Raw genomic sequence first — 19,389 nt, forward strand, 5'->3', positions numbered from 1 at the left:
GCCCACCGTGAACATCAATGCGGCGCTTGCCGAAGTCTCCGCGATGTCGCAGACGGTTCTGAAGCAGATGCCGGCCGGCATCACGCCGCCGACAATCCTGAGCTTCAACGCCTCCAGTGTGCCGATCCTGCAGCTCGCCCTCTCGAGCCAGCAACTCTCCGAGACGATCCTGTTCGACCAGGCGACCAGCTTCATTCGTCCGCAACTGGCCTCGGTTGCCGGCGCCGCGATCCCCTATCCCTATGGCGGCAAGATGCGCCAGATACAGATCGACCTCGATCCGCAGGCCTTGCAGTCTCGCGGGTTGTCGGGGCAGGACGTCGCCAACGCGCTCGCCGCGCAGAACCTGATCACCCCGGCCGGCACCCAGAAGATCGGCACGTTTGAATACAACATCCAGCTCAACAACTCGCCGCTCAAGATGGAAGAGCTCGGCGACCTGCCGATCAAGACCGTCAACGGTGCGATGGTCTATGTCCGCGATATCGCGACCGTGCGCGACGGCAATCCGCCGCAGACCAATATCGTCCACGTCAACGGCAACCGCTCGGTCTTGATGATGGTGCTGAAGGCCGGCGCGATCTCGACACTCGATATCATCGCCGGCATCAAGCAGAAGGTGATCGAGGTCAAGGACCAGTTGCCCGATGCGCTCAGGATCGGCTTCATCGGCGATCAATCGGTGTTCGTGCGCAGCGCGATCTCGGGCGTCGCCTATGAGGGCATCATCGCGGCGCTGCTGACCAGCGTGATGATCCTGCTGTTTCTGGGAAGCTGGCGCTCGACGCTGATCATCGCGGTGTCGATCCCGCTTTCCGTGTTCGGCGCGGTCATGATGCTGTGGGCGATCGGGGAGACCCTCAACATCATGACGCTGGGCGGGCTGGCGCTTGCGGTCGGCATCCTGGTCGATGAAGCCACCGTCACGATCGAGAACATCAACTGGCATCTGGAGCAGGGCAAGCCGGTGGAGGCCTCGATCATGGACGGCGCCAACCAGATCGTGATCCCGGCCTTCGTTTCGCTGTCCTGCATCTGCATCGTGTTCGTGCCGATGTTCTTTCTCACCGGCGTGGCGCGCTTTCTGTTCGTGCCGCTGGCCGAAGCGGTGATGTTTGCGATGCTGTGGTCGTTCATCCTGTCGCGCACGCTGGTGCCGACGATGGCAAAATACCTGTTGCACCGGCATGTCGATCATGAGGGTGGACCGCCGCCGACGCGCAATCCGCTGGTGCGGTTTCAGCGCCGTTTCGAGGCCGGCTTCGAGCGGGCCCGCGACGGTTACCGCGACCTGCTGGCGCTGGCGATACGCGGGCGGGCAGTATTCGTGACCGGTTTCCTCGCCTTCGTCGGGCTCTCGTTCCTGCTGGTGCCGTTCGTCGGCAGCAATTTCTTCCCCTCGGTCGACACCGGATCGATCCTGATGCACGTCCGCACCCAGATCGGCACCCGCGTCGAGGAAAGCGCCAACCAGTTCGCCGATGTGCAGAAGGTGATCCGCAAGATCATTCCCGCAAGCGAGATCGACACGCTCGCCGACAACATCGGCATGCCGATCTCGGGCATCAACATGACCTACAACAACACCGGCGTGATCGGCCCGCAGGACGGCGACATCCAGGTCAAGCTCAGGGAAGGCCACCGGCCGACCGGCGAATACGTCAAGGCGCTGCGTGAGCAGCTGCCGCGTGCTTTCCCCGGCATGACCTTTGCATTCCTTCCGGCCGATATCGTCAGCCAGATCCTGAATTTCGGCGCCCCCGCGCCGATCGACCTTCAGGTCCGCGGTGCCGACATGAATGCGAATTTCGCCTATGCCAATAAATTGCTGAACCGGATTCGCCGGGTCCCCGGCATTGCGGATGCGCGCATTCAGCAGTCGCCCAACAATCCGACCTTCAATATCGATGTCGACCGCACCCGCGCCCAATATGTCGGCTTGACCGAACGCGACGTCACCAACAGCCTCGTCGTCAATCTGGCGGGCAGCGGGCAGGTCGCGCCGACCTATTATCTCAATCCCGACAACGGGGTTTCCTATTCGATCGTGATGCAGACCCCGCAATACCAGATCGATTCGCTGGGCGCGCTGGAGACCTTGCCGATCACGGCGGGCAATACCACGGTGCCGCCGATCCTCGGCGGCATCGCCGACATCACGCGATCGATCTCGAGCGCGGTGGTCACGCAATACGACATCCAGCCGATGGTGCAGATCTATGCGACGCCGCAGGGGCGCGACCTCGGCGCGGTGGCAGCCGACGTCAGGGCTGTGATCGCCGATACCGCAAAGGAGGTGCCGAAGGGCTCATCCGTCGTCCTGCTCGGCCAGGTGCAGACCATGGCCAGCGCGTTCTCCGGGCTGCTGTTCGGGCTGCTCGCCGCGGTCGTGCTGATATATCTTTTGATCGTGGTGAATTTCCAGTCCTGGTCGGACCCGTTCGTGATCATCACCGCGCTGCCGGCAGCACTTGCCGGCATCGTCTGGATGCTGTTCACGACGGAGACCACGCTGTCGGTGCCGGCGCTGACCGGCGCGATCATGTGCATGGGGGTCGCGACCGCCAACAGCGTGCTGGTGATCTCGTTTGCCAAGGAACGCTATGAAGAGCTGGGCGATCCGGTTGCCGCCGCCATCGAGGCCGGCTTCGTGCGCTTCCGCCCCGTACTGATGACCGCGCTGGCGATGATCATCGGCATGACGCCGATGGCGCTGGCGCTCGGCGACGGCGGCGAGCAGAACGCGCCGCTCGGCCGCGCCGTGATCGGGGGGCTGATTTTCGCCACCGTGGCCACGCTGATATTTGTTCCGGTGGTGTTTAGCATGGTACACAGGAAGCGAGGCGCCAACGCCGACGCCGCTTTGGAGACTTCGCATGCCCACTGAACAAGGCTCTCCGGTATCGCGCCGGAAGTTGGGCATTTTCGCGATTCTGGCCGGGGTAGCCGCCGTGCTGGTGGTGGTGACCGGAATCCGGGCGCGCGAGGATTCCAGCGTGAAATTGCGCGAGTGGACCGACGAGCAGGCGATACCGACGGTGGCGGTGGTGCTGCCCGACGCACGCGCCCTAAGCGCCACCCTCGAATTGCCGGGCCGGCTGGAGGCCTATTACCGCGCGCCGATTTTCGCGCGCGTCAACGGCTACCTGAAAGGCTGGAGCGCCGACATCGGCGCCAAGGTCAAAGCCGGCCAGGTGATCGCCGAGATCGAGGCGCCGGACCTCGACCAGCAGCTGTTGCAGGCGCGCGCCGATCTCACCAGCGCGGAGGCCAGCGCGAAACTGTCCGCGGCTACGCTGGAGCGGCGCAAGACCTTGATCCCATCGAATTTCGTCTCGATGCAGGAAATCGACGAGCGCTCCGCCGATCTCTCCAACAAGAAGGCCGCGGTCAATTCCGGGCAGGCCAATGTCGAGCGCCTCGAGGCGCTGGCCGGCTACAAGAAGATCACCGTGCCGTTCGACGGCGTGGTCACCGCCCGCGACACCGACGTCGGCGCCCTGATCAATGCCGGCGGCGGCTCGGGCCCGCCGATGTTCGTGATCTCGGACATCAAGCGGCTGCGGGTCTATGTCAACGTTCCCCAGAACTACGTGCCCGCGATCCGGATCGGCGCCAAGGCGGTGATCTCGATGCCGGAATATCCGAACCGGACGTTCGACGCGACGGTGGAGGCCTCCTCGCAATCGGTCGATGTCTCCTCCGGCACGACGCGGATGCAGCTCGGGCTCGACAATCCCAACGGCGAATTGATGCCCGGCGGCTATGCCAATGTGCGCCTCAATCTGGTGCGCGACGGCCTGCCGCTGCACATCCCCTCCAGCGCCCTGATCTTCAACCAGAGCGGGCTGCGGGTCGCGACTGTCGGCGCCGACGACCGCGTGCTGTTCAAGGCGGTGACCATCGCCCGCGATCTCGGCAAGGACATCGAACTCGCATCCGGCATCGCCGCCGATGACCGCATCATCGTCGCACCCCCCGACGGCATCGACGACGGCGACCGGGTCCGCGTCACCGGCGTGAGTTCAAGGGGCAAGCCCAATCCCGCGGCGGTGTCGGCAAGGCAGGACATCAAGGGGTAGGGCTCTTAACCTCTCCCCGCTCTTCTGCGGGGAGAGGTCGAAATTCGCAAAGCGAATTTCGGGTGAGGGGCGAGGCACGCTGCGCATTTCGTTCGTCTGAATTCGTCGATAGAAGAGCCCCTCACCCCAACCCTCTCCCCGCGAAGAGCGGGGCGAGGGAGACGAGAGAGCGCGACACTCATCCCACCCGCCACTCCAGCACGCCGTCCTCCGCCGTGACGATATCGCCTGACGATCCGACCGGCGTCCTGTCCATGTCGAGCAGATGCGCAAGCGTCGCGCCGTCCTGCGCGGGCACCCGCGCCAGCGCGCGTGCCTGGTCCTTTGTCCGCAGCATCACCACGCCGTGCTCGGCTTCATTGTTGCGGCCATAGATCACGGTAAAACTCTCGACCTCTCCCTTGCCATCAGCTTTGGTGACGAACTCGGGCACCGCGCCGCGATGGCGGTCGGCCTCCGTCTGCACGCTGGTGTCCTGCGCCAGCGGTTCCCACGGCGCCCGCCGTGACAGCACCAATGCGTGGTGTTTAGTGACAAAGCCCCCTTGGCCGTAGAGCAGGCCGAGGCTTCCGCCATTGCGCAGCTTGCGCACCATCGCGCAGGCGGCGTGCGTCATATAGGTGTTGAGCGGGGCGCCGAAAAACGTCAGCCCGCCGGTCACCGTCGGCTGCACGTCGGGGCCGAGACCCAGCGTCCGCCGCGCCATTTTCGGCACGCAGGGAAAGCAGCTGTAGAGTTCGATCGCGTCGAATTTCCTGCCATCGCCTTCGACCAGCTCCATGACCGCATTCAGCACCGCATTCTGCGGATGGCTTTCGTAAAACTGGTCGCGGAGCAGGTAATCGCGCGGCTCTTCCGCCGAGGCGCCGCCCCGGACGTAAATCAGGCGATCCTCGGCGATGCCGGCCTCGCGGGCTTTCGCAAGGCTGGTCAGCAGCACCGCGCCGCCCATATTGACGGTCGGATTGGCCACCATCAATTTGGTGTAGGGCCACGCGATCAGCCGGTTGTCCGCCGTCGGTGTCGTGATTTCCTCCGACCCGACGCGCCGCTTCAGCCAGGCGTTCGGATTGTGCGAGGCGACCTCCGAATAGGTCGACCAGAGCCGGCCCGATTCCGCCATCGCCTCGCGCGGGGTCTGGCCCCAATGCGCCGATGAGGCGGCTTCGTAGAACGGATAGACCGTCACCGGCCGGAACACGCCGAGTTTCACGGCCATCGGCTTCTGAAAGGCGGCGCCGCGCTTCGGCTCCTCGACGTCTAGCGCGAACGGCGTCCAAGGCAAATCGATGCCGGCGCGTTCGGCCTTGGTCGCGGTGGATTGCGCCTCGGCGCCGCAGACGGCGGCGACGCTGCATTCGCCGCGCGCGATGCGTTTTGCGGCCTCATGCAGATAGCGGATCGGGCTCTCGCCGCCGACCGGGCCGTAATAGAGGTGCTTTGGCTCAATGCCGAGGCGCTGCGCCAGCCGCTGCTCCGGATCGCGGTAACGCCAGCTCAGGAAATTGACGACGTCGAGCGAGCCGATCTCGCCGAGCAGTTTGGCGCCCGAGTCGGCCTCGGCGCGCCTGAGCGCAAGTTCCAGCAGCGTCAGCGGCTCCAGGCCTTCGGCGAGATCCTTCGGCCGGTCGGTGATTTCACCGACGCCGACGATGACGGGGATGCGGTCGTCGGGGAGGGGAGAGGGTAGGTTCGGCATTTTTTCGCTTCACTTTCTAGATTTTCGCGATGCCGTCGCCCTTCGAGGCCTTCGCTTCGCTACGGCACCTCAGGGTGACGGCAACACACGAGACGTCATCCCCGCGTAACGGCTCCGCCGTTATCGCTGGAGGTGCGCGCTCTTGCGCGCCTCGAAGGATGGGGGCTCCGCATCTACTCCTCCAGCAGCGCGTTCATGTGCTCCACCGCCTCGACAAAATCTTCCTTGAATTCCTGCACCACGGCGCCCGCCGATTTCACGCTGTCGATCAGGCCGACGCCCTGGCCGACAAAATAGCTCACGAGGTCGCGTGCCCTTGCGTTGCCGGCGGCGGCCGAGCGGTCGATCGAGTTGAAGGCGTCGCGGCTGATGATGCTCTGCAGGGGCATCGGCAGCGCGCCGGGACTGTCGGGAGAACGGTCCCAGGCGTCGGTCCACACCGAGCGCAACTGCCGCGCGGGTTTTCCGGTGCGGCCCCTGGAGCGCACCGCGTCGCGCGAGGAGGCCGCGATCATCTTCTCGCGGAAGATTTCGGTGGTCTCGGACTCGACGGTGGCAAGCCACACCGAGCCGGTCCAGGCGCCGGCCGCCCCCATCGCCATGCAGGCGGCCATCTGCCGCCCGGTCATGATGCCGCCCGCCGCCAGCACCGGCACGTCGCGGATCGGCTTTATCGCTTTTATCACCTCGGGCACCAGCACCATGGTCGAAACCTCGCCGCAGTGCCCGCCCGCTTCGGTGCCCTGCACCACCAGGATATCGACGCCGGCCGCTACCTGGCGCAGCGCGTGCTCCTTGGCGCCAACCAGGGCTGCTACCGGCACGCCGTGCTTCTTGCCCATGTCGATCATCGCCTTCGGCGGCACGCCGAGCGCGTTCGCAATCAGCCGGATCGGATGGTGGAAGGACACGTCCAGCAGTTCCATCGCCCTCTCGGCATCGAACGGCTGCGGCTGGTTGTCGGCGACGTTCTTCGTCGTCAGTTCGATGTCGTACTTCTTCAGCAGGTTGCGGGTGAAGTCGCGATGCTGCTGCGAGATGCGCGCCTCCAGGCCCTTCCAGGTGACGTTTTTCTCGCCCGCGGTCGAGATGTTCTCGGGGATAAGTACATCGACGCCGTAAGGCTTGCCGTCGGCATGGGCGTCAATCCATTTCAGCTCCTGCTCCAGCGTCTCCGGCGAATGCGCGGTGGCGCCGAACACGCCAAAGCCGCCGGCGCGGCTCACGGCCGCCACCACGTCGCGGCAATGGCTGAAGGCGAGCAGCGAAAATTCAATGCCCAGCATGTCGCAAATAGGCGATTTCATGATTGTGTTCGCTCCCCATGGCAGCTTTTGGTGCTGCTCTCGGTTGGTTTGGACCGCAAATGGCGTGCGACGACGCTAGCCCATCATCGGCAGCAAAGCCAAGCAGGTTTCCCTCCTCCTGCCACCTTGCGCAGGCATCGGCAGCCGGGTGCGCCGGCATGGTTGATGGCGCATTCCGCGCGGCAAAATATGCGCCTCCAGACGGCCGTTTTGTCAGAGGCCGTTTTGTCTCTTGCGCTTTGGCGCCGCCGGTAGAATGCTGGCGCGTTACACTGGAAAAATCCCCTGGGAGTCCGAATGTCCGTCTTGCAATCCGCTCACCCCGAAAGCGCCACCGAGTCCTATGACGTCGTCGTGGTCGGCGCGGGCTTTGCCGGCATGTACATGCTGCACCGGCTGCGCGGGCAGGGCTTTTCGGTCCGGGTCTATGAACAGGGCGGCGACGTCGGCGGCACCTGGTACTGGAACCGCTATCCCGGCGCGCGCTGCGACGTCGAGAGTATGCAGTATTCCTATTCGTTCTCCGACGAATTGCAGCAGGAATGGGACTGGAGCGAGCGCTATGCGCCGCAGCCCGAAATCCTGCGCTATGCCAACCACGTCGCCGACCGCTTCAAGCTGCGGCCCGATATCCAGCTCAATACGCGCGTCGATCGCGCGGTGTTCGACGAGAACGCCAACGCGTGGTCCGTGACCACGTCCGACGACAAGACCGTGAGCGCGAAATTCATCGTGCTCGCCACCGGATGCCTGTCGAACGCGCGGATGCCCGATATCAAGGGCCTCGCCGACTTCGAGGGCAAGGTCTATCACACCGGGCACTGGCCGCATGATCAGGTGGATTTCACCGGTCTTCGCGTCGGCGTGATCGGCACGGGATCGTCGGCGATCCAGTCGGTGCCGGTGATCGCGGAGCAGGCGAAGCATCTCACGGTGTTTCAGCGCACGCCGAATTTTTCGATTCCTGCCCGCAACGTAGCCCTGACGGAAGCGGAACGCGAGGCGTTCCGCGCGAAATATCCGGAAGTGAGGCACTTTGCGCGCGAGGTGTCGCGCAACGGCATCTATACCGAAATGCCCGATCGCGGCGCGCTCGACGACGGCGACAATGAGCGCCGAACCAAATATGAATCGCGCTGGAGCCACGGCGGGCTGACCTTCATGTCGGTCTACAACGACCTTGCCCTGAGCAAGGCCAGTAATGACACCGCCGCCGATTTCGTGCGCGAGAAGATCGCCGAGATCGTCAGCGACCCCGAGACCGCGAAACGTTTGCAGCCCACCTCCTATCCGATCGGAACCAAGCGTATCTGCATCGACACCGATTATTTCAAGACCTTCAACCGGCCGAACGTGACGCTGGTCGACATCAGGTCCGCGCCGATCGAGGAGATCACGCCGAACGCGGTGCGCGCCGCCGACAAGGAGTACGAGGTCGATGCGCTGGTGCTGGCCACCGGTTTTGATGCCATGACGGGCTCGGTCGCAAAAATCGAGATTCGCGGCCGGGGCGGCCGGACCCTGAACCAGAAATGGGCCGAGGGGCCGAAAACCTATCTCGGCCTGATGAGCGCGGGCTTTCCCAACCTGTTCATCATCACCGGGCCCGGCAGCCCGTCGGTGCTGTCCAACATGATCGTCTCGATCGAGCAGCACGTCGACTGGATCGCCGACTGCCTCGCGCACATGCGCGACCGCGGTTTTGAGGCGATGGAAGCCGCTTCCGACGCCGAGGAAAAGTGGGTGGCGCATGTCAACGAAGTGGCCCACACCACGCTCTATCCGCAGGCCAATTCCTGGTACATGGGCGCCAACATCCCCGGCAAGCCGCAGATCTTCATGCCCTATATCGGCGGCGTCGGCCCCTATCGCCAGATCTGCAACGACGTGGTGGCGAAGGGGTATGAGGGATTCGTGATGACGGCGGCGGAGCCGGCGCGGAAGCTCGTGGCGTCATCCTGAGTCACTGTCTCGTCATGCCCGGGCTCGTCCCGGGCATCCACGTCTTGCTTTCTTGCCAGCGCAAAGACGTGGATGGCCGGGACAGGCCCGGCCATGACGGAGCGTGAGCGAGTAGCCCGCATGAGCGCAGCGACATACGGGGTTGGCAGAAAATGAAGACCCCGGATATCGCTTCGCTCATCCGGGCTATGCTTGCTAGGAGCCCAAGCCATGACCTACATCTCGCCCCGCATTCCAGATTTAGAAGCTAAATTTGCGTCGTTGGAGCGCGATCTACCTCTGATACAGACAACAAGTGATGGCAGGCTAAAGATTGGTCGCCGCAAATTGGAGGGGGAGGGCGAAACTCCTGCGCAACGTCATCGCGCTCGCAAAAGGGAAAGCCTTCCCGCACCGCACGTCGCCGGTCACTGCGATCTATGCGAGCGGCCCGCTAAGCTCGTTTGGGATCATGATCACGATCTGGAAGAGCTTGGCTTCCCTCCAGCGGAGACGCATCGCGGATGGCTCTGCAACGGCTGCAACGTGCGTCTGGGCCGCGTCGGCGATACTCCGCAAGCAATCAAGGCTCTCATCGACAGAGGCGACGCACGGCCCGGGCTCGGGCGCTTGCTCGCCTATGTTCGCGGTCAACGACCCAGTGAATAAATCTAAATCCCCGGCCCAAAATTATTTTTCATAACTCCATATCTAATTTTCTAAACGCGGCTTCCATTTTTCAGACCGTAGGGCGGATTGGAGCCGAAGGCGTAATCCGCCGTGCCAGCGTGCCTCCGATCAAGAAGAAACGAATACGACTGCATGTGGGGCAGAATGGTATATTCGTCTCGAGGCTGAAGAAAGTCGAAGCGACGGATTGCGCCTTCGGTTCCAATCCGCCCTACGAGCTCTGATCGCACAGCGGTGGTTAAATGGGCAGCAACTTGTCCGTGCTCGCTCGCACGACGAAACGTCGTGCTAGGTCGAACCTCATTTGTCTGAACGACATTAGGTGCCGGCTTTTTGCCGCATCATTTTTTCGGCGATAAAGGACAGCGTTTCTTGTTGTCCGGCAAAGCGTTCAGAGATGGTCCGATGTCCTCGCTCGCTCTCTGCCTTGAAGCTTTAGCCATCTGATCGGCTGTGCCCTTCTATCACATAAACATATAGTGCGAAGGCGCCAGTGAGAAATGCAACGATGCATCCAATCCAATAGAGGACCGTTCCAAGGCGTCCGACCATCAGAGTTTTTCTCGCTCGAAGCGGCGCTTGTCGATTGTGGCTTCCAACAACGCGAGAAGTACGACAATCACGAACGACACGACGAACACTGCGAAGCTGGTGGGAATATCGAATACCCAATCAAGCATCTTCTGAAGGCCGAGCCATGAGGTAAAGGGCACCGGCCACTCGAAATACTGGAAGGTCTTGGAAAGCGGCAAGGCCGTCCAAACGCCTGTCCTGAGCCAGCTATACCCCTGCCAAGCCAGTACTCCAGGGCCGATCAAGAGTATCCAGCCGTATAACTGCTCCATGTGCCGCCCCCTCCCCAGGAGCATATTGCACGAAACTCAACCTGTGAGACAATAGCCCACTTCAGGGGGAGAAGATGGATAGCGGGCAAGTCCTGTCAGTGGGTATGGCCGTTCTTCCGGGCTTTATACTCTTTACGCTGGTGTACACGATCACCATAAAGGTCTTGGAGCGCGGGCTGACGTATCTACAGTCGCTCCAGGTATCCGCGGTTGCCGTCGCCGTTTCGATGGCTCTCTACCTCGCGTATATATTCGCGAGGTATCCTTTTTATCGCAATCGCGACTTAGATAATCTCGCGGTACTGATCGCATGGATTATCCTCGGTATCGTGATCACGCGTCTTGCGCGTAACTACGGGATACAGAAGCATGGATGGTTCGGACTCGGAGGAAGAGCCAATCTATGGCTGATAGTGTTAAGCTGGGCGCTGATCGCTGTGATATTCGGCGTAAGGTATTTGATGGGCAGCAGTTAAAACGATTTTGAATTATGGTGACAGCGAGTAGCCCGCATGAGCGCAGCGACATGCGGGGTTGGTAGAAAGTGAAGACCCCTGATATCGCCGCGCTCATCCGGGCTACGCTTGCTGCAGGCACATATTGGAAAGGTGATGGCTCACGAGGACGACAGCGATAACGTTTACATCTGCTATGGCTGCATCGGCGATTCATTCTTGAAAGATGAAGTTCGTCAGGAGGGCAGCAATCGCCAGTGCCATTTTTGCGGCAAATCTCGCGAGGCTTGGCCCTTGGATGAACTCGCGGAGCGAGTGCGCGACGTTATTGAGGAGCATTTTGAAGTAACCCCGAGCGACCCGAGTGATGAGGGTTTCGTTTACGACAGGGAGATGGATTGGGAGCGGCGGGGTGAGCCGGTAGCCGACGTGATCTCAGGAATTGCTGAACTTGACCAAAATGTCGCAGAAGCTGTTCGCGACCGCCTATCCGAACAGACTTCTTGGGACGCGCATGACGGTGGCTATGAAGACCCCTTCGGATCGGACACCTACTACGAGGAAGGCCGACCAGACACTGCCGGTTTTCACGAAAGTTGGGATTTTTTTCGTTCGGAGATCAAGACCCACACCCGCTTCTTTGGGCGATCCGCGCAGGTAGCGCTCGACGAAATTTTCGGCGATCTCGCGAACCTGAAAACGTGGGAAGGAGAATCGGCGATCAAGGAGGTCCTACCAACTGATGAGGCGCGATTCTTCTTCCGGGGACGCGTTGCCTACTCGGGTGCCGAGCTTCGGGACATGCTTTTGAAGCCGGTCCAAAGACTTGGGCCTCCGCCTTGGCGCTTAGCGCGCGCTGGACGCATGAATGCCGCCGGCATCTCGGTCTTCTACGGCGCTCTTGAGGCGGACACTTGCGTCGCCGAAGCTCGTGCGCCCGTCGGCAGCTATGTCGTCGTAGGGCGCTTCGAAGTCGTCAAACCTGTGAGGATTCTAGATCTCGATCTATTGACCAAGGTTGCTGCCAATCTCAGTTGGTTCCACCCGCAGTTTACGACCCGTTCAAATCACGCGGCGTTCCTCCGCAAGCTAGTAGAGGAGATCAGTCGGCCGATAATGCCCCGCGACGAGGAGTTCGAATATCTACCGACGCAAGCAGTCTCGGAATATCTTGCGTCATGCGTCGAGCCAAGACTTGATGGCATCATCTTCCATTCGGCTCAAACAGCGCGCGAGAGGCGTAACGTCGTGTTGTTTCACCATGCAGCCGGCGTAGAGCCTTACGCGCTCCCCGAAGGGACGAACGTTAGCGTCAACATGGGATCGTGGACTGACGAAGGCTATGAGGACAGCATAACCGTCTGGGAGAAAACGGTGCCAGCACCGAAGCCGGTTAGGAGGAAGGCCGCCGCGAGGCGACCCAATTTCGCAGAAATTTTCGAATCTACACCGATAGACAACCCGAACGACGAGCAGGCAGACGATCTCGTTTATGGGGAGCCGACCTTGAAATTGGACGTTCAAGAAATCGAGGTCTTTAAGATCAAGGCCGTGACCTACACCAAAGCCCGACGTAGTGTGTCACGCTATCGGCATTCCGAGGACAATGAGCCGTTCTAGTTATCGACAGCGGCATGAGCACAGCGACATGCGGGGTTGGTAGAAAATGAAGACCCCGGATATCGCTGCGCTCATCCGGACTACGCTTGCTTGTAGTCGTATCGTACCCAATCGCCTGGGGTTAATTGGTCTGACTTCACAAAGCCTTCGGCCTCCACAAGCGAAATGGCAGCTGTGTTGTGTGGCTTAATTTTGCAATATGTGCCCTTGCGCTTACCCTTGCGCAAAAGTGAACGCCCGACTCCATCGCCACGGTATTTCGTTGCGACGACGAGATAAAACAGCTCGTCTAGGTTCCGAAACAAAAAGCCTACGATAGTCGTCCCATCAAGGGCGACCCACATATGTCCCTCGGAGCAATGCTTCTTTACCCAGGCGCAGCTCTCCGAAGTATCAAAACTGTCTCGCAACGGAATTTCCGCACGCGCACTCCAAAGTAAATCGTACACAGCCTGACCGTCACTCTCTGTGGACCTCCTGATTTCTATCATCGTTCCAGACTGTCGCATTAGCGAGTAGCCGGCATGAGCGCAGCGACATGCGGGGTTGAAAATGAAAACCCCGGATATCGCTGCGCTCATCCGGGCTACGCTTGCTATCAACACCGGCGGCGCAGGCTCGCCCAGGAAGCGCATTTGCGCAAGAACTTGAATACTTATACTCTCGTGCCTACACGCTTAGCGCGGATGGTACAAAGATGCTGCCGCCGGCGCGATAGCTAGAGGAAGATTGCTCATGCCGTCGTTTGTTGACGTCATAAGGACGAAGTTGAGCGAAGCAGGCTTCGAGGATGCCGAACTGGTGATGGCTGCCCCCCTTTCGAAGGCGTTCGAAGATACTGCCGCGATATTCCGCATCGGGCCTTTGCTTCTGCGGTTCACTCGTGACCGCGGCCAAGAATTTGTCGATTTGGCCGCTCAGTCGGCCCCGGAGAGGTTCTATCAATTCAACGACGTGGACATCGCGATGGGCTGGCGGTCGGTCGATGAAGTCTTGGCAATGCGTGAGCCGGAGTCAGTTAGCGCAGTGCTGCAACGCTTAAATGCGAATTTCGCGCTGCTCCGCGAGGCGTTCTCAGGTGATCGGGAGCAGTTGACGACGGCGCGCGTTGAGCGGGCGGCTCGCGAGCGCGGGAAAGCATTTGTCGCTAGGCTGCAGCGAAAGCGGTAAGCACGGCCGGAGGGAACGACCCTCTATATCGCCGGCTTCGGCTTGCTGATGGAGGTCCCAGAATTACGGTGACAGTGCTGGACTGCACTGGACTGCACCCCGTAGGTGAGACACGGTAATTTCTGTGACAGGCTCATTTCGAGGATGACCTGTGGCAGCAAGAGAAAGGCTCGTAGCTCGTAGGGCGGATTGGAGCCGAAGGCGTAATCCGCCGGTACACGCGGCGAGATGACGGGTTACGGCTTCGCCTCCAATCCGCCCTACGGATTGCGACGGCTACGGGTTACCCACTAGCAAGAGTTCCGCGAGCCGGGGTCCACTCTACTTTGCATGGGGTTGTTTTCGCGATTTTGTCTAGGCCCTGCCGTGCACCGCCGAAGGGACGCTATGCCGGGTCCGGGACACGCCGGCGCAAAGACGTGGATGGCCGGGACAGGCCCGGCCATGACGACGTGTGGGGCGGATCGAGCCCGCCATCTCACATCGTGAAATGGCCGCGGTCGGAGCAGCGCAAGCTCGCTTCCCGCATGGGAGCAAGCCGGTTTGCGCCTAAGGGAGAGGCTGTTCCAATCGGGTCTGCCCGTGTAGTCTGCCGCCCGCAGGCCCGATGGAGGCCGGCGGCCGACCGAATGCCGCGAGCAGGTGGGGAGACGACGGAACGACCATGAGTGACATGAAATATGTGAGTCCACGCACGCTCGATGAGGCGGTCAAGGCCTTTGCCGCCGCCGGCAGCGCGGCGCGCATCCTGGCCGGCGGCACCGATCTGCTGGTGCAGATGCGTTCCGGCATGGTGAAGCCGGGGCTGATCGTCGACATCAAGAAGATCGTCGAGATGACCGAGATCACCGAAACCGCCGATGGCGGCTTTCGGGTCGGCGCCGCCGTCTCCGGCATGGAACTGGCCGAGCACGCCCGCTTCGGAAAGGTCTGGCCCGGCGTGCTGGAGGCCGTCAATCTGATCGGCTCCAAGCAGGTGCAGGGCCGGGCGTCGGCGGGCGGCAATCTCTGCAACGGCTCGCCGGCCGGCGACAGCGTGCCCGCGATGATCGCCGCCGGCGCCATCGTCACCGCGCAGGGGCCGAACGGACGCCGCGAGATGCCGGTCGAGAAATTCCCTGTCGGCCCCGGCCGCACCAATCTCGCTCCCGGCGAAATCCTGGTCAGTTTTACGCTGCCGCCGCGGCCGAAGGGTTCCAGCGATGCTTATTTGCGCATGATCCCGCGCACCGAAATGGATATCGCGGTGGTCGGCTGCGGCGTCAGCCTGACGCTGAAGGACGGCATCTGCACCGCCGCCCGCGTCGGCCTCGGCGCGGTGGCGCCGACCGTGCTGCTGGTCGAGGCGGCCGCGAAAGCGCTGGTCGGCAGCAAGCTCGACGAGGCGGCGGTGAATGCCGCAGCAAGCGCCTGCTCCGCCGCCTGCCGTCCGATCGACGACAAGCGCGGCACCATCGTGTACCGAACCAAAGTCGCCGGCGTGCTGTTGAAGCGCACGGTGGCCATCGCGGCCAAGCGCGCCGGAGGAAAGTAGGATCATGTCGAAACTGCACGTTTCCACCACCATCAACGGCGAGCCGATGGAGTTTCTCTGCGAGCCCAACGACACCATGCTCGACGCGTTGCGCGGGCCGCTGGCGCTGACCGGCTCGAAGGAAGGCTGCGCCTCCGGCGATTGCGGCGCCTGCAGCATCCTGCTGGACGATCGCCTGGTCTGTTCCTGCCTGATGCTGTCGGCCGAAGCCGAGGGCCACGAGATCCGCACCATCGAGGGCATGGCCCACGGCGACAAATTGCACCCGCTGCAGCAGAAATTTTTGGAGATGGCCGCGCTGCAATGCGGCATCTGCACCTCGGGCATGCTGGTCGCATCCGATGCTTTGTTGCGGAAGAATTCGAACCCGAGCGAGGAAGAGGTGCGGTTCTGGCTTGCCGGCAATCTCTGCCGGTGCACCGGTTATGACAAGATCGTCCGCGCGGTTCTGGAAACCGCGGCTGAAATGCGGGAGGCAGCACAATGAACGTCGTTACCAACAACAAGTGGATCGGCCAGCGTACCATTCGCCCTGACGGCGCCGACAAGGTCACTGGACGGGCGGCCTTCGCCGCCGACACCAACATGCCCGGCATGATCTGGGGCAAGGTGCTGCGCAGCCCGCACCCGCACGCCCGCATCCGCGGCATCGACACCTCGAAGGCCGAGGCGCTGCCCGGCGTCAAGGCGGTGGTCACCGCGCGCGACGTGGTGGATTTCCCGATCGACAAGTCGGTCATGCTCGGCATCCAGGACATGCGCTGGATGTGCCGCAACGTGATGGCGCGCGAGAAGGCGCTGTTCCCCGGCCACCCCGTTGCGGCGGTCGCAGCCACCTCGGAAGCGATTGCGGCACGAGCCTGCGAGTTGATCGAGGTCGACTACGAGGTGCTGCCGTGGTCGGTGGAAATCGATGACGCGCTGAAAGCGGACGCGCCGATCCTGCACGAGTTCAACAAATTCGAGGGCAAGCCGTCCAACATCGCCGGCAAGCTCGAGGTGAAGAAGGGCGACATCGACAAAGGCTTTGCGGAAGCCGAAGTCATCGTCGAGCGCTCATTTACCACCCGCCCGGTGCATCAGGGCTATATCGAGCCGCACGCCTGCCTGATCAGTGTCGCGCCCGACAACAAGACCACGATCTGGAGCTCCAGCCAGGGCCAGTTCATGGTCCGCGCCATGACGGCGTATCTGACCGGGATTCCGCAGAGCGACATCCGCGCCATTCCGGCCGAAATCGGCGGCGGCTTCGGCGGCAAGACCATCGTCTATCTCGAGCCGCTCGCGACCTTGCTCGCGAAAAAATCCGGCCGTCCGGTGAAGATGGTGATGACCCGCGAGGAGGTGATGCGGGCGACCGGGCCGACTTCCGGCTCCAAGAGCACGGTCAAGATCGGCGCCAGGAAAGATGGCACCATCGTCGCCGCCCAGGGCACCTTCTATCTGCAGGCGGGCGCGCTGCCGGGCTCGCCGATCCGCGGCGCGGTCGGCTGCAGCTTCTCGCCCTACGATATCCCCAACGTGCTGTCTGTCGGCTTCGACGTGGTCTCTAACCGCTCCAAGGTCGCGGCCTATCGGGCGCCTGGCGCGCCGATCGGCGCCTTCGCCGTGGAGTGCGTGATGGACGAGCTGGCCGAAGCGCTGAAAATGGATCCGCTGGAGCTGCGGCTGAAGAACGCCGCCAAGCAGGGCACCAAGGCCGCGCATGGCCCGGTGTTTCCACGCATCGGCTATGTCGAGACGCTGGAGGCCGCGAAAGCGCATCCGCACTACTCAGCGCCGCTCGGCAAGTTGCAGGGCAGGGGCGTCGCGTCCGGCTTCTGGTTCAACGCCGGCGGCGAATCCTCGGCGCAAGTCAACATCACCGAGGACGGCAACGTCGTGGTCACGACCGGCCATCCCGATATCGGCGGCTCGCGCGCGGCGATCGCCAATATCTGCGCCGAACTGCTCGGCATCGATTACCGCCGCGTCTCGGTTTTGATCGGCGACACCGCGACCGTCGGCTTTTCGAATCTCACCGGCGGCAGCCGCGTGCTGTTTGCGTCCGCGATGGTGGTGACGCAATCGGCCGACAAGATCATCACCACCTTGCGCGAGCGCGCCGCGAAAATCTGGGACATCGACCCGGAAGCCGTGAAATGGGAAAACGGCGCGGCGCATCCGGCAAGCCCCAATGCCGGCCAGTTCGAGCCGCTGACGCTCGCCGAGCTTGCCGCAAAAGCCCCCTCGATGGGCGGGCCGATCGGCGCCGGCGTGCAGCTCAACACCGAAGGCGCCGAAGGCGGTTTCGGCACCCATATCTGCGACGTCGAGGTCGACGTCGAACTCGGCATCGTGCGCGTGATCCGCTACACCGCCGTCCAGGACGTCGGCCGCGCCATCCACCCCGGATATGTCGAGGGCCAGATGCAGGGCGGCGTCGCCCAGGGCATCGGCTGGGCGCTGAACGAAGAGTACATCTACAACAAGCAGGGCAAGGTCGATAATCCCGGCTTCCTCGACTATCGCATGCCGGTGTGTTCCGACCTGCCGATGCTCGACACCGTGATGGTCGAAGTGCCGAACCCGAAACATCCGCAAGGCGTCAAGGGCGTCGGCGAGGTGCCGCTGGTGCCGGTCATGGCGGCGGTCGCCAACGCTGTCCACAACGCGCTGGGCAGGCGTTTCTACAGCCTGCCGATGTCGCCGCCAAAAGTGCTGGAAGTGCTGGACGGGGACGGACGGGCCGAAGCAGCGGAGTAGGGCGGGCCGGCCGACGGGCGGCGCGAATGCGCGCCGCCTTCGGCCAACCCGCCCCGCGCGCCGCTGACGTCGCCGCCGAAGCTGCTATAGGCGATCGAAGCTGCGTAGGGTGGTTAGGCCAACGGGGCGCGCGTTCGCGCGACCCGTTGGCCTAACCCGCCCTACGAATTGGCGCGGCTAGGCCGCGCGGACGTCATCGCTCAGTTCGGCAAGCGCCTCGGCGATGAACCTTTCCAGTTTCTGATGGGATAGATCCTGCCTCGCCTTCGCCGTTTCCAGGGTATCGAGGTCGGATTTCGACGCGTCGTCCGGAACGGAGGAGTCATCACGCAGGTGAACGTGGTTCGGCTTCATTTTCATCTCCCGAAATACTGGATACAAATTCTCGGGCGCTGGTGATGCCGATTTAGTCCGCCGAGTGCGGCCGAAATTTGCGCGAAAAAAGACCAGATGGTTCTTTTTGCGTCCAACAGGATGGTGGTTTTACATGGCGGATTCCGAGAAAGCCGCAAAAGTCGTCGAAGCCCTGAAGGCGGCTGAGCGCGAGCCGCCGCAAACGGCATTGCCGATGCTGAACGGACTGATCGGGCTGGTTCAGGGCGAGGCGGACCAGCCGCTCGAAATCGAGGAAGCGCGATCCTCTGCCTTCATGGCGATCTGCGAAGTCGGCAAGGCACTGCATCGCGGCCAGCCTGCGGATCGGCTGTGGGCGTCGGCGATCGACGCAGCGGAGCGGTGGAGATCGCTTGCGGGGTGAAGGCCCGATCGCCGGTGATGGCGGCGGGAAAACGCGACCGTTCCCCGGACGCAGCGCAGCGCCTTGGCGGTGCGCTGCTGATCCGGAGTCCATGCGCAATGGGTCCCGGCTCTGCGGAGCAGCGCAAGGACGCTGCACCGCGTCCGGGACACGAGCGGGAGCCGTCGGGCAAATCACTTCCGAACGGGGCGTGCCATCGCCGACCACGCTGTCAAGCCATCTCCGAAAAAATATTATGCTTTACAGAATATTCTGATTATCCTATATTCCCCTCCGTCCCGCCCCACCAAAAGGGGCGTATCATGATCGTCGCGAGCGCGGGGCGGGATGCGGTGGACGCTGACGGTGTCTCTGACGAGGGCATCTGAGGCGGACGGAGAAGGCGCGTGGTCCTGGCACCCCGACGCTGGTGTCAAGTTCGCGTGAAGTGACGCGGATGACGGTGGCCAAAAGGCCCGGAGCACCGGGGAGAGCGCGCTATAATCCGTAAACCATTGCGTGGGGAATGCCGGGTGATTCCGGTGTGACCTGCTAACGCGTGTGC

Annotated in this window: 16 protein-coding genes; 11 read left to right on the plus strand and 5 right to left on the minus strand. The window is 62.5% G+C overall.

Going from position 1 to position 19,389, the window contains the following annotated elements; genetic code table 11:
- Nucleotides 1-2,887 (plus strand): efflux RND transporter permease subunit (locus VK804_RS00390; protein ID WP_325366531.1); only part of this gene is annotated, 2,887 nt, incomplete at its 5' end.
- Complete coding sequence (locus VK804_RS00395; RefSeq protein WP_325366532.1) at nucleotides 2,877-4,082, plus strand: efflux RND transporter periplasmic adaptor subunit; 1,206 nt, start codon at nucleotides 2,877-2,879, stop codon at nucleotides 4,080-4,082. The genes VK804_RS00390 and VK804_RS00395, both read left to right, overlap by 11 nt.
- Nucleotides 4,083-4,260: 178 nt before the next feature.
- Here VK804_RS00395 and VK804_RS00400 read toward each other — a convergent pair whose 3' ends face one another.
- Nucleotides 4,261-5,781 (minus strand): acetyl-CoA acetyltransferase, encoded by a 1,521-nt coding sequence (locus tag VK804_RS00400; RefSeq protein ID WP_325366533.1) that lies wholly within the window; start codon nucleotides 5,779-5,781, stop codon nucleotides 4,261-4,263.
- A gap of 173 nt (nucleotides 5,782-5,954) precedes the next feature.
- On the minus strand, nucleotides 5,955-7,088 hold the full coding sequence (locus VK804_RS00405; RefSeq protein ID WP_325366535.1) for a nitronate monooxygenase: 1,134 nt from the start codon (nucleotides 7,086-7,088) through the stop codon (nucleotides 5,955-5,957).
- A gap of 297 nt (nucleotides 7,089-7,385) precedes the next feature.
- Between VK804_RS00405 and VK804_RS00410 the strand changes: the two genes are divergently transcribed.
- Both VK804_RS00410 and VK804_RS00415 read left to right on the plus strand, forming a co-directional pair.
- Nucleotides 7,386-9,050 (plus strand): NAD(P)/FAD-dependent oxidoreductase, encoded by a 1,665-nt coding sequence (locus VK804_RS00410; protein WP_325366537.1) that lies wholly within the window; start codon nucleotides 7,386-7,388, stop codon nucleotides 9,048-9,050.
- Between the two features lie 210 nt (nucleotides 9,051-9,260).
- Complete coding sequence (locus VK804_RS00415) at nucleotides 9,261-9,698, plus strand: endonuclease domain-containing protein (RefSeq protein WP_325366539.1); 438 nt, start codon at nucleotides 9,261-9,263, stop codon at nucleotides 9,696-9,698.
- Nucleotides 9,699-10,270: 572 nt separating this feature from the next.
- Here the strand turns inward: VK804_RS00415 and VK804_RS00420 are convergent.
- Nucleotides 10,271-10,564 (minus strand): hypothetical protein, encoded by a 294-nt coding sequence (locus VK804_RS00420; protein ID WP_325366541.1) that lies wholly within the window; start codon nucleotides 10,562-10,564, stop codon nucleotides 10,271-10,273.
- Between the two features lie 74 nt (nucleotides 10,565-10,638).
- On the opposite strand from VK804_RS00420, the gene VK804_RS00425 reads away from it, so the two are divergent.
- Nucleotides 10,639-11,040: a hypothetical protein gene (locus VK804_RS00425; RefSeq protein ID WP_325366543.1), complete on the plus strand. Its 402-nt coding sequence runs from the start codon at nucleotides 10,639-10,641 to the stop codon at nucleotides 11,038-11,040.
- Nucleotides 11,041-11,175: 135 nt separating this feature from the next.
- The gene (locus VK804_RS00430; protein ID WP_325366545.1) at nucleotides 11,176-12,639 is read left to right on the plus strand and encodes an RES domain-containing protein; all 1,464 of its coding nucleotides are present in this window, start codon (nucleotides 11,176-11,178) and stop codon (nucleotides 12,637-12,639) included.
- Nucleotides 12,640-12,719: 80 nt separating this feature from the next.
- Here the strand turns inward: VK804_RS00430 and VK804_RS32925 are convergent, their stop codons facing one another.
- Nucleotides 12,720-13,274 (minus strand): GNAT family N-acetyltransferase, encoded by a 555-nt coding sequence (locus tag VK804_RS32925; protein ID WP_414642689.1) that lies wholly within the window; start codon nucleotides 13,272-13,274, stop codon nucleotides 12,720-12,722.
- Nucleotides 13,275-13,374: 100 nt separating this feature from the next.
- Here VK804_RS32925 and VK804_RS00435 point away from each other — a divergent pair, with 100 nt between their 5' ends.
- From VK804_RS00435 to VK804_RS00450, 4 genes are all read left to right on the plus strand, one after another.
- Complete coding sequence (locus VK804_RS00435; protein WP_325366547.1) at nucleotides 13,375-13,809, plus strand: hypothetical protein; 435 nt, start codon at nucleotides 13,375-13,377, stop codon at nucleotides 13,807-13,809.
- 673 nt (nucleotides 13,810-14,482) lie between these two features.
- Nucleotides 14,483-15,343, plus strand: coding sequence for a xanthine dehydrogenase family protein subunit M (locus VK804_RS00440; RefSeq protein WP_325366557.1), 861 nt, complete (start codon nucleotides 14,483-14,485; stop codon nucleotides 15,341-15,343).
- 4 nt (nucleotides 15,344-15,347) lie between these two features.
- Nucleotides 15,348-15,830: a (2Fe-2S)-binding protein gene (locus VK804_RS00445; protein WP_325366549.1), complete on the plus strand. Its 483-nt coding sequence runs from the start codon at nucleotides 15,348-15,350 to the stop codon at nucleotides 15,828-15,830.
- Nucleotides 15,827-18,088 (plus strand): xanthine dehydrogenase family protein molybdopterin-binding subunit, encoded by a 2,262-nt coding sequence (locus VK804_RS00450; RefSeq protein WP_325366551.1) that lies wholly within the window; start codon nucleotides 15,827-15,829, stop codon nucleotides 18,086-18,088. Before VK804_RS00445 ends, VK804_RS00450 begins: the two co-directional genes overlap by 4 nt.
- Nucleotides 18,089-18,265: 177 nt before the next feature.
- Here VK804_RS00450 and VK804_RS00455 read toward each other — a convergent pair whose 3' ends face one another.
- Complete coding sequence (locus tag VK804_RS00455; protein ID WP_325366553.1) at nucleotides 18,266-18,442, minus strand: hypothetical protein; 177 nt, start codon at nucleotides 18,440-18,442, stop codon at nucleotides 18,266-18,268.
- Nucleotides 18,443-18,575: 133 nt separating this feature from the next.
- Here VK804_RS00455 and VK804_RS00460 point away from each other — a divergent pair, with 133 nt between their 5' ends.
- Nucleotides 18,576-18,845, plus strand: coding sequence for a hypothetical protein (locus VK804_RS00460; RefSeq protein WP_325366555.1), 270 nt, complete (start codon nucleotides 18,576-18,578; stop codon nucleotides 18,843-18,845).
- Nucleotides 18,846-19,389: the final 544 nt, after the last annotated feature.

This window comes from Bradyrhizobium sp., from assembly GCF_035484855.1.
Taxonomy (GTDB): Bacteria; Pseudomonadota; Alphaproteobacteria; order Rhizobiales; family Xanthobacteraceae; genus Bradyrhizobium.

Bases quoted from the DNA above. Each gene is read 5' to 3' on its own strand.
- VK804_RS00395 (WP_325366532.1), top strand. From the start codon at position 2,877: ATGCCCACTGAACAAGGCTCTCCGGTATCGCGCCGGAAGTTGGGCATT.
- VK804_RS00400 (WP_325366533.1), bottom strand. From the start codon at position 5,781: ATGCCGAACCTACCCTCTCCCCTCCCCGACGACCGCATCCCCGTCATC.
- VK804_RS00405 (WP_325366535.1), bottom strand. From the start codon at position 7,088: ATGAAATCGCCTATTTGCGACATGCTGGGCATTGAATTTTCGCTGCTC.
- VK804_RS00410 (WP_325366537.1), top strand. From the start codon at position 7,386: ATGTCCGTCTTGCAATCCGCTCACCCCGAAAGCGCCACCGAGTCCTAT.
- VK804_RS00415 (WP_325366539.1), top strand. From the start codon at position 9,261: ATGACCTACATCTCGCCCCGCATTCCAGATTTAGAAGCTAAATTTGCG.
- VK804_RS00420 (WP_325366541.1), bottom strand. From the start codon at position 10,564: ATGGAGCAGTTATACGGCTGGATACTCTTGATCGGCCCTGGAGTACTG.
- VK804_RS00425 (WP_325366543.1), top strand. From the start codon at position 10,639: ATGGATAGCGGGCAAGTCCTGTCAGTGGGTATGGCCGTTCTTCCGGGC.
- VK804_RS00430 (WP_325366545.1), top strand. From the start codon at position 11,176: ATGGCTCACGAGGACGACAGCGATAACGTTTACATCTGCTATGGCTGC.
- VK804_RS32925 (WP_414642689.1), bottom strand. From the start codon at position 13,274: ATGCGCTTCCTGGGCGAGCCTGCGCCGCCGGTGTTGATAGCAAGCGTA.
- VK804_RS00435 (WP_325366547.1), top strand. From the start codon at position 13,375: ATGCCGTCGTTTGTTGACGTCATAAGGACGAAGTTGAGCGAAGCAGGC.
- VK804_RS00440 (WP_325366557.1), top strand. From the start codon at position 14,483: ATGAAATATGTGAGTCCACGCACGCTCGATGAGGCGGTCAAGGCCTTT.
- VK804_RS00445 (WP_325366549.1), top strand. From the start codon at position 15,348: ATGTCGAAACTGCACGTTTCCACCACCATCAACGGCGAGCCGATGGAG.
- VK804_RS00450 (WP_325366551.1), top strand. From the start codon at position 15,827: ATGAACGTCGTTACCAACAACAAGTGGATCGGCCAGCGTACCATTCGC.
- VK804_RS00455 (WP_325366553.1), bottom strand. From the start codon at position 18,442: ATGAAGCCGAACCACGTTCACCTGCGTGATGACTCCTCCGTTCCGGAC.
- VK804_RS00460 (WP_325366555.1), top strand. From the start codon at position 18,576: ATGGCGGATTCCGAGAAAGCCGCAAAAGTCGTCGAAGCCCTGAAGGCG.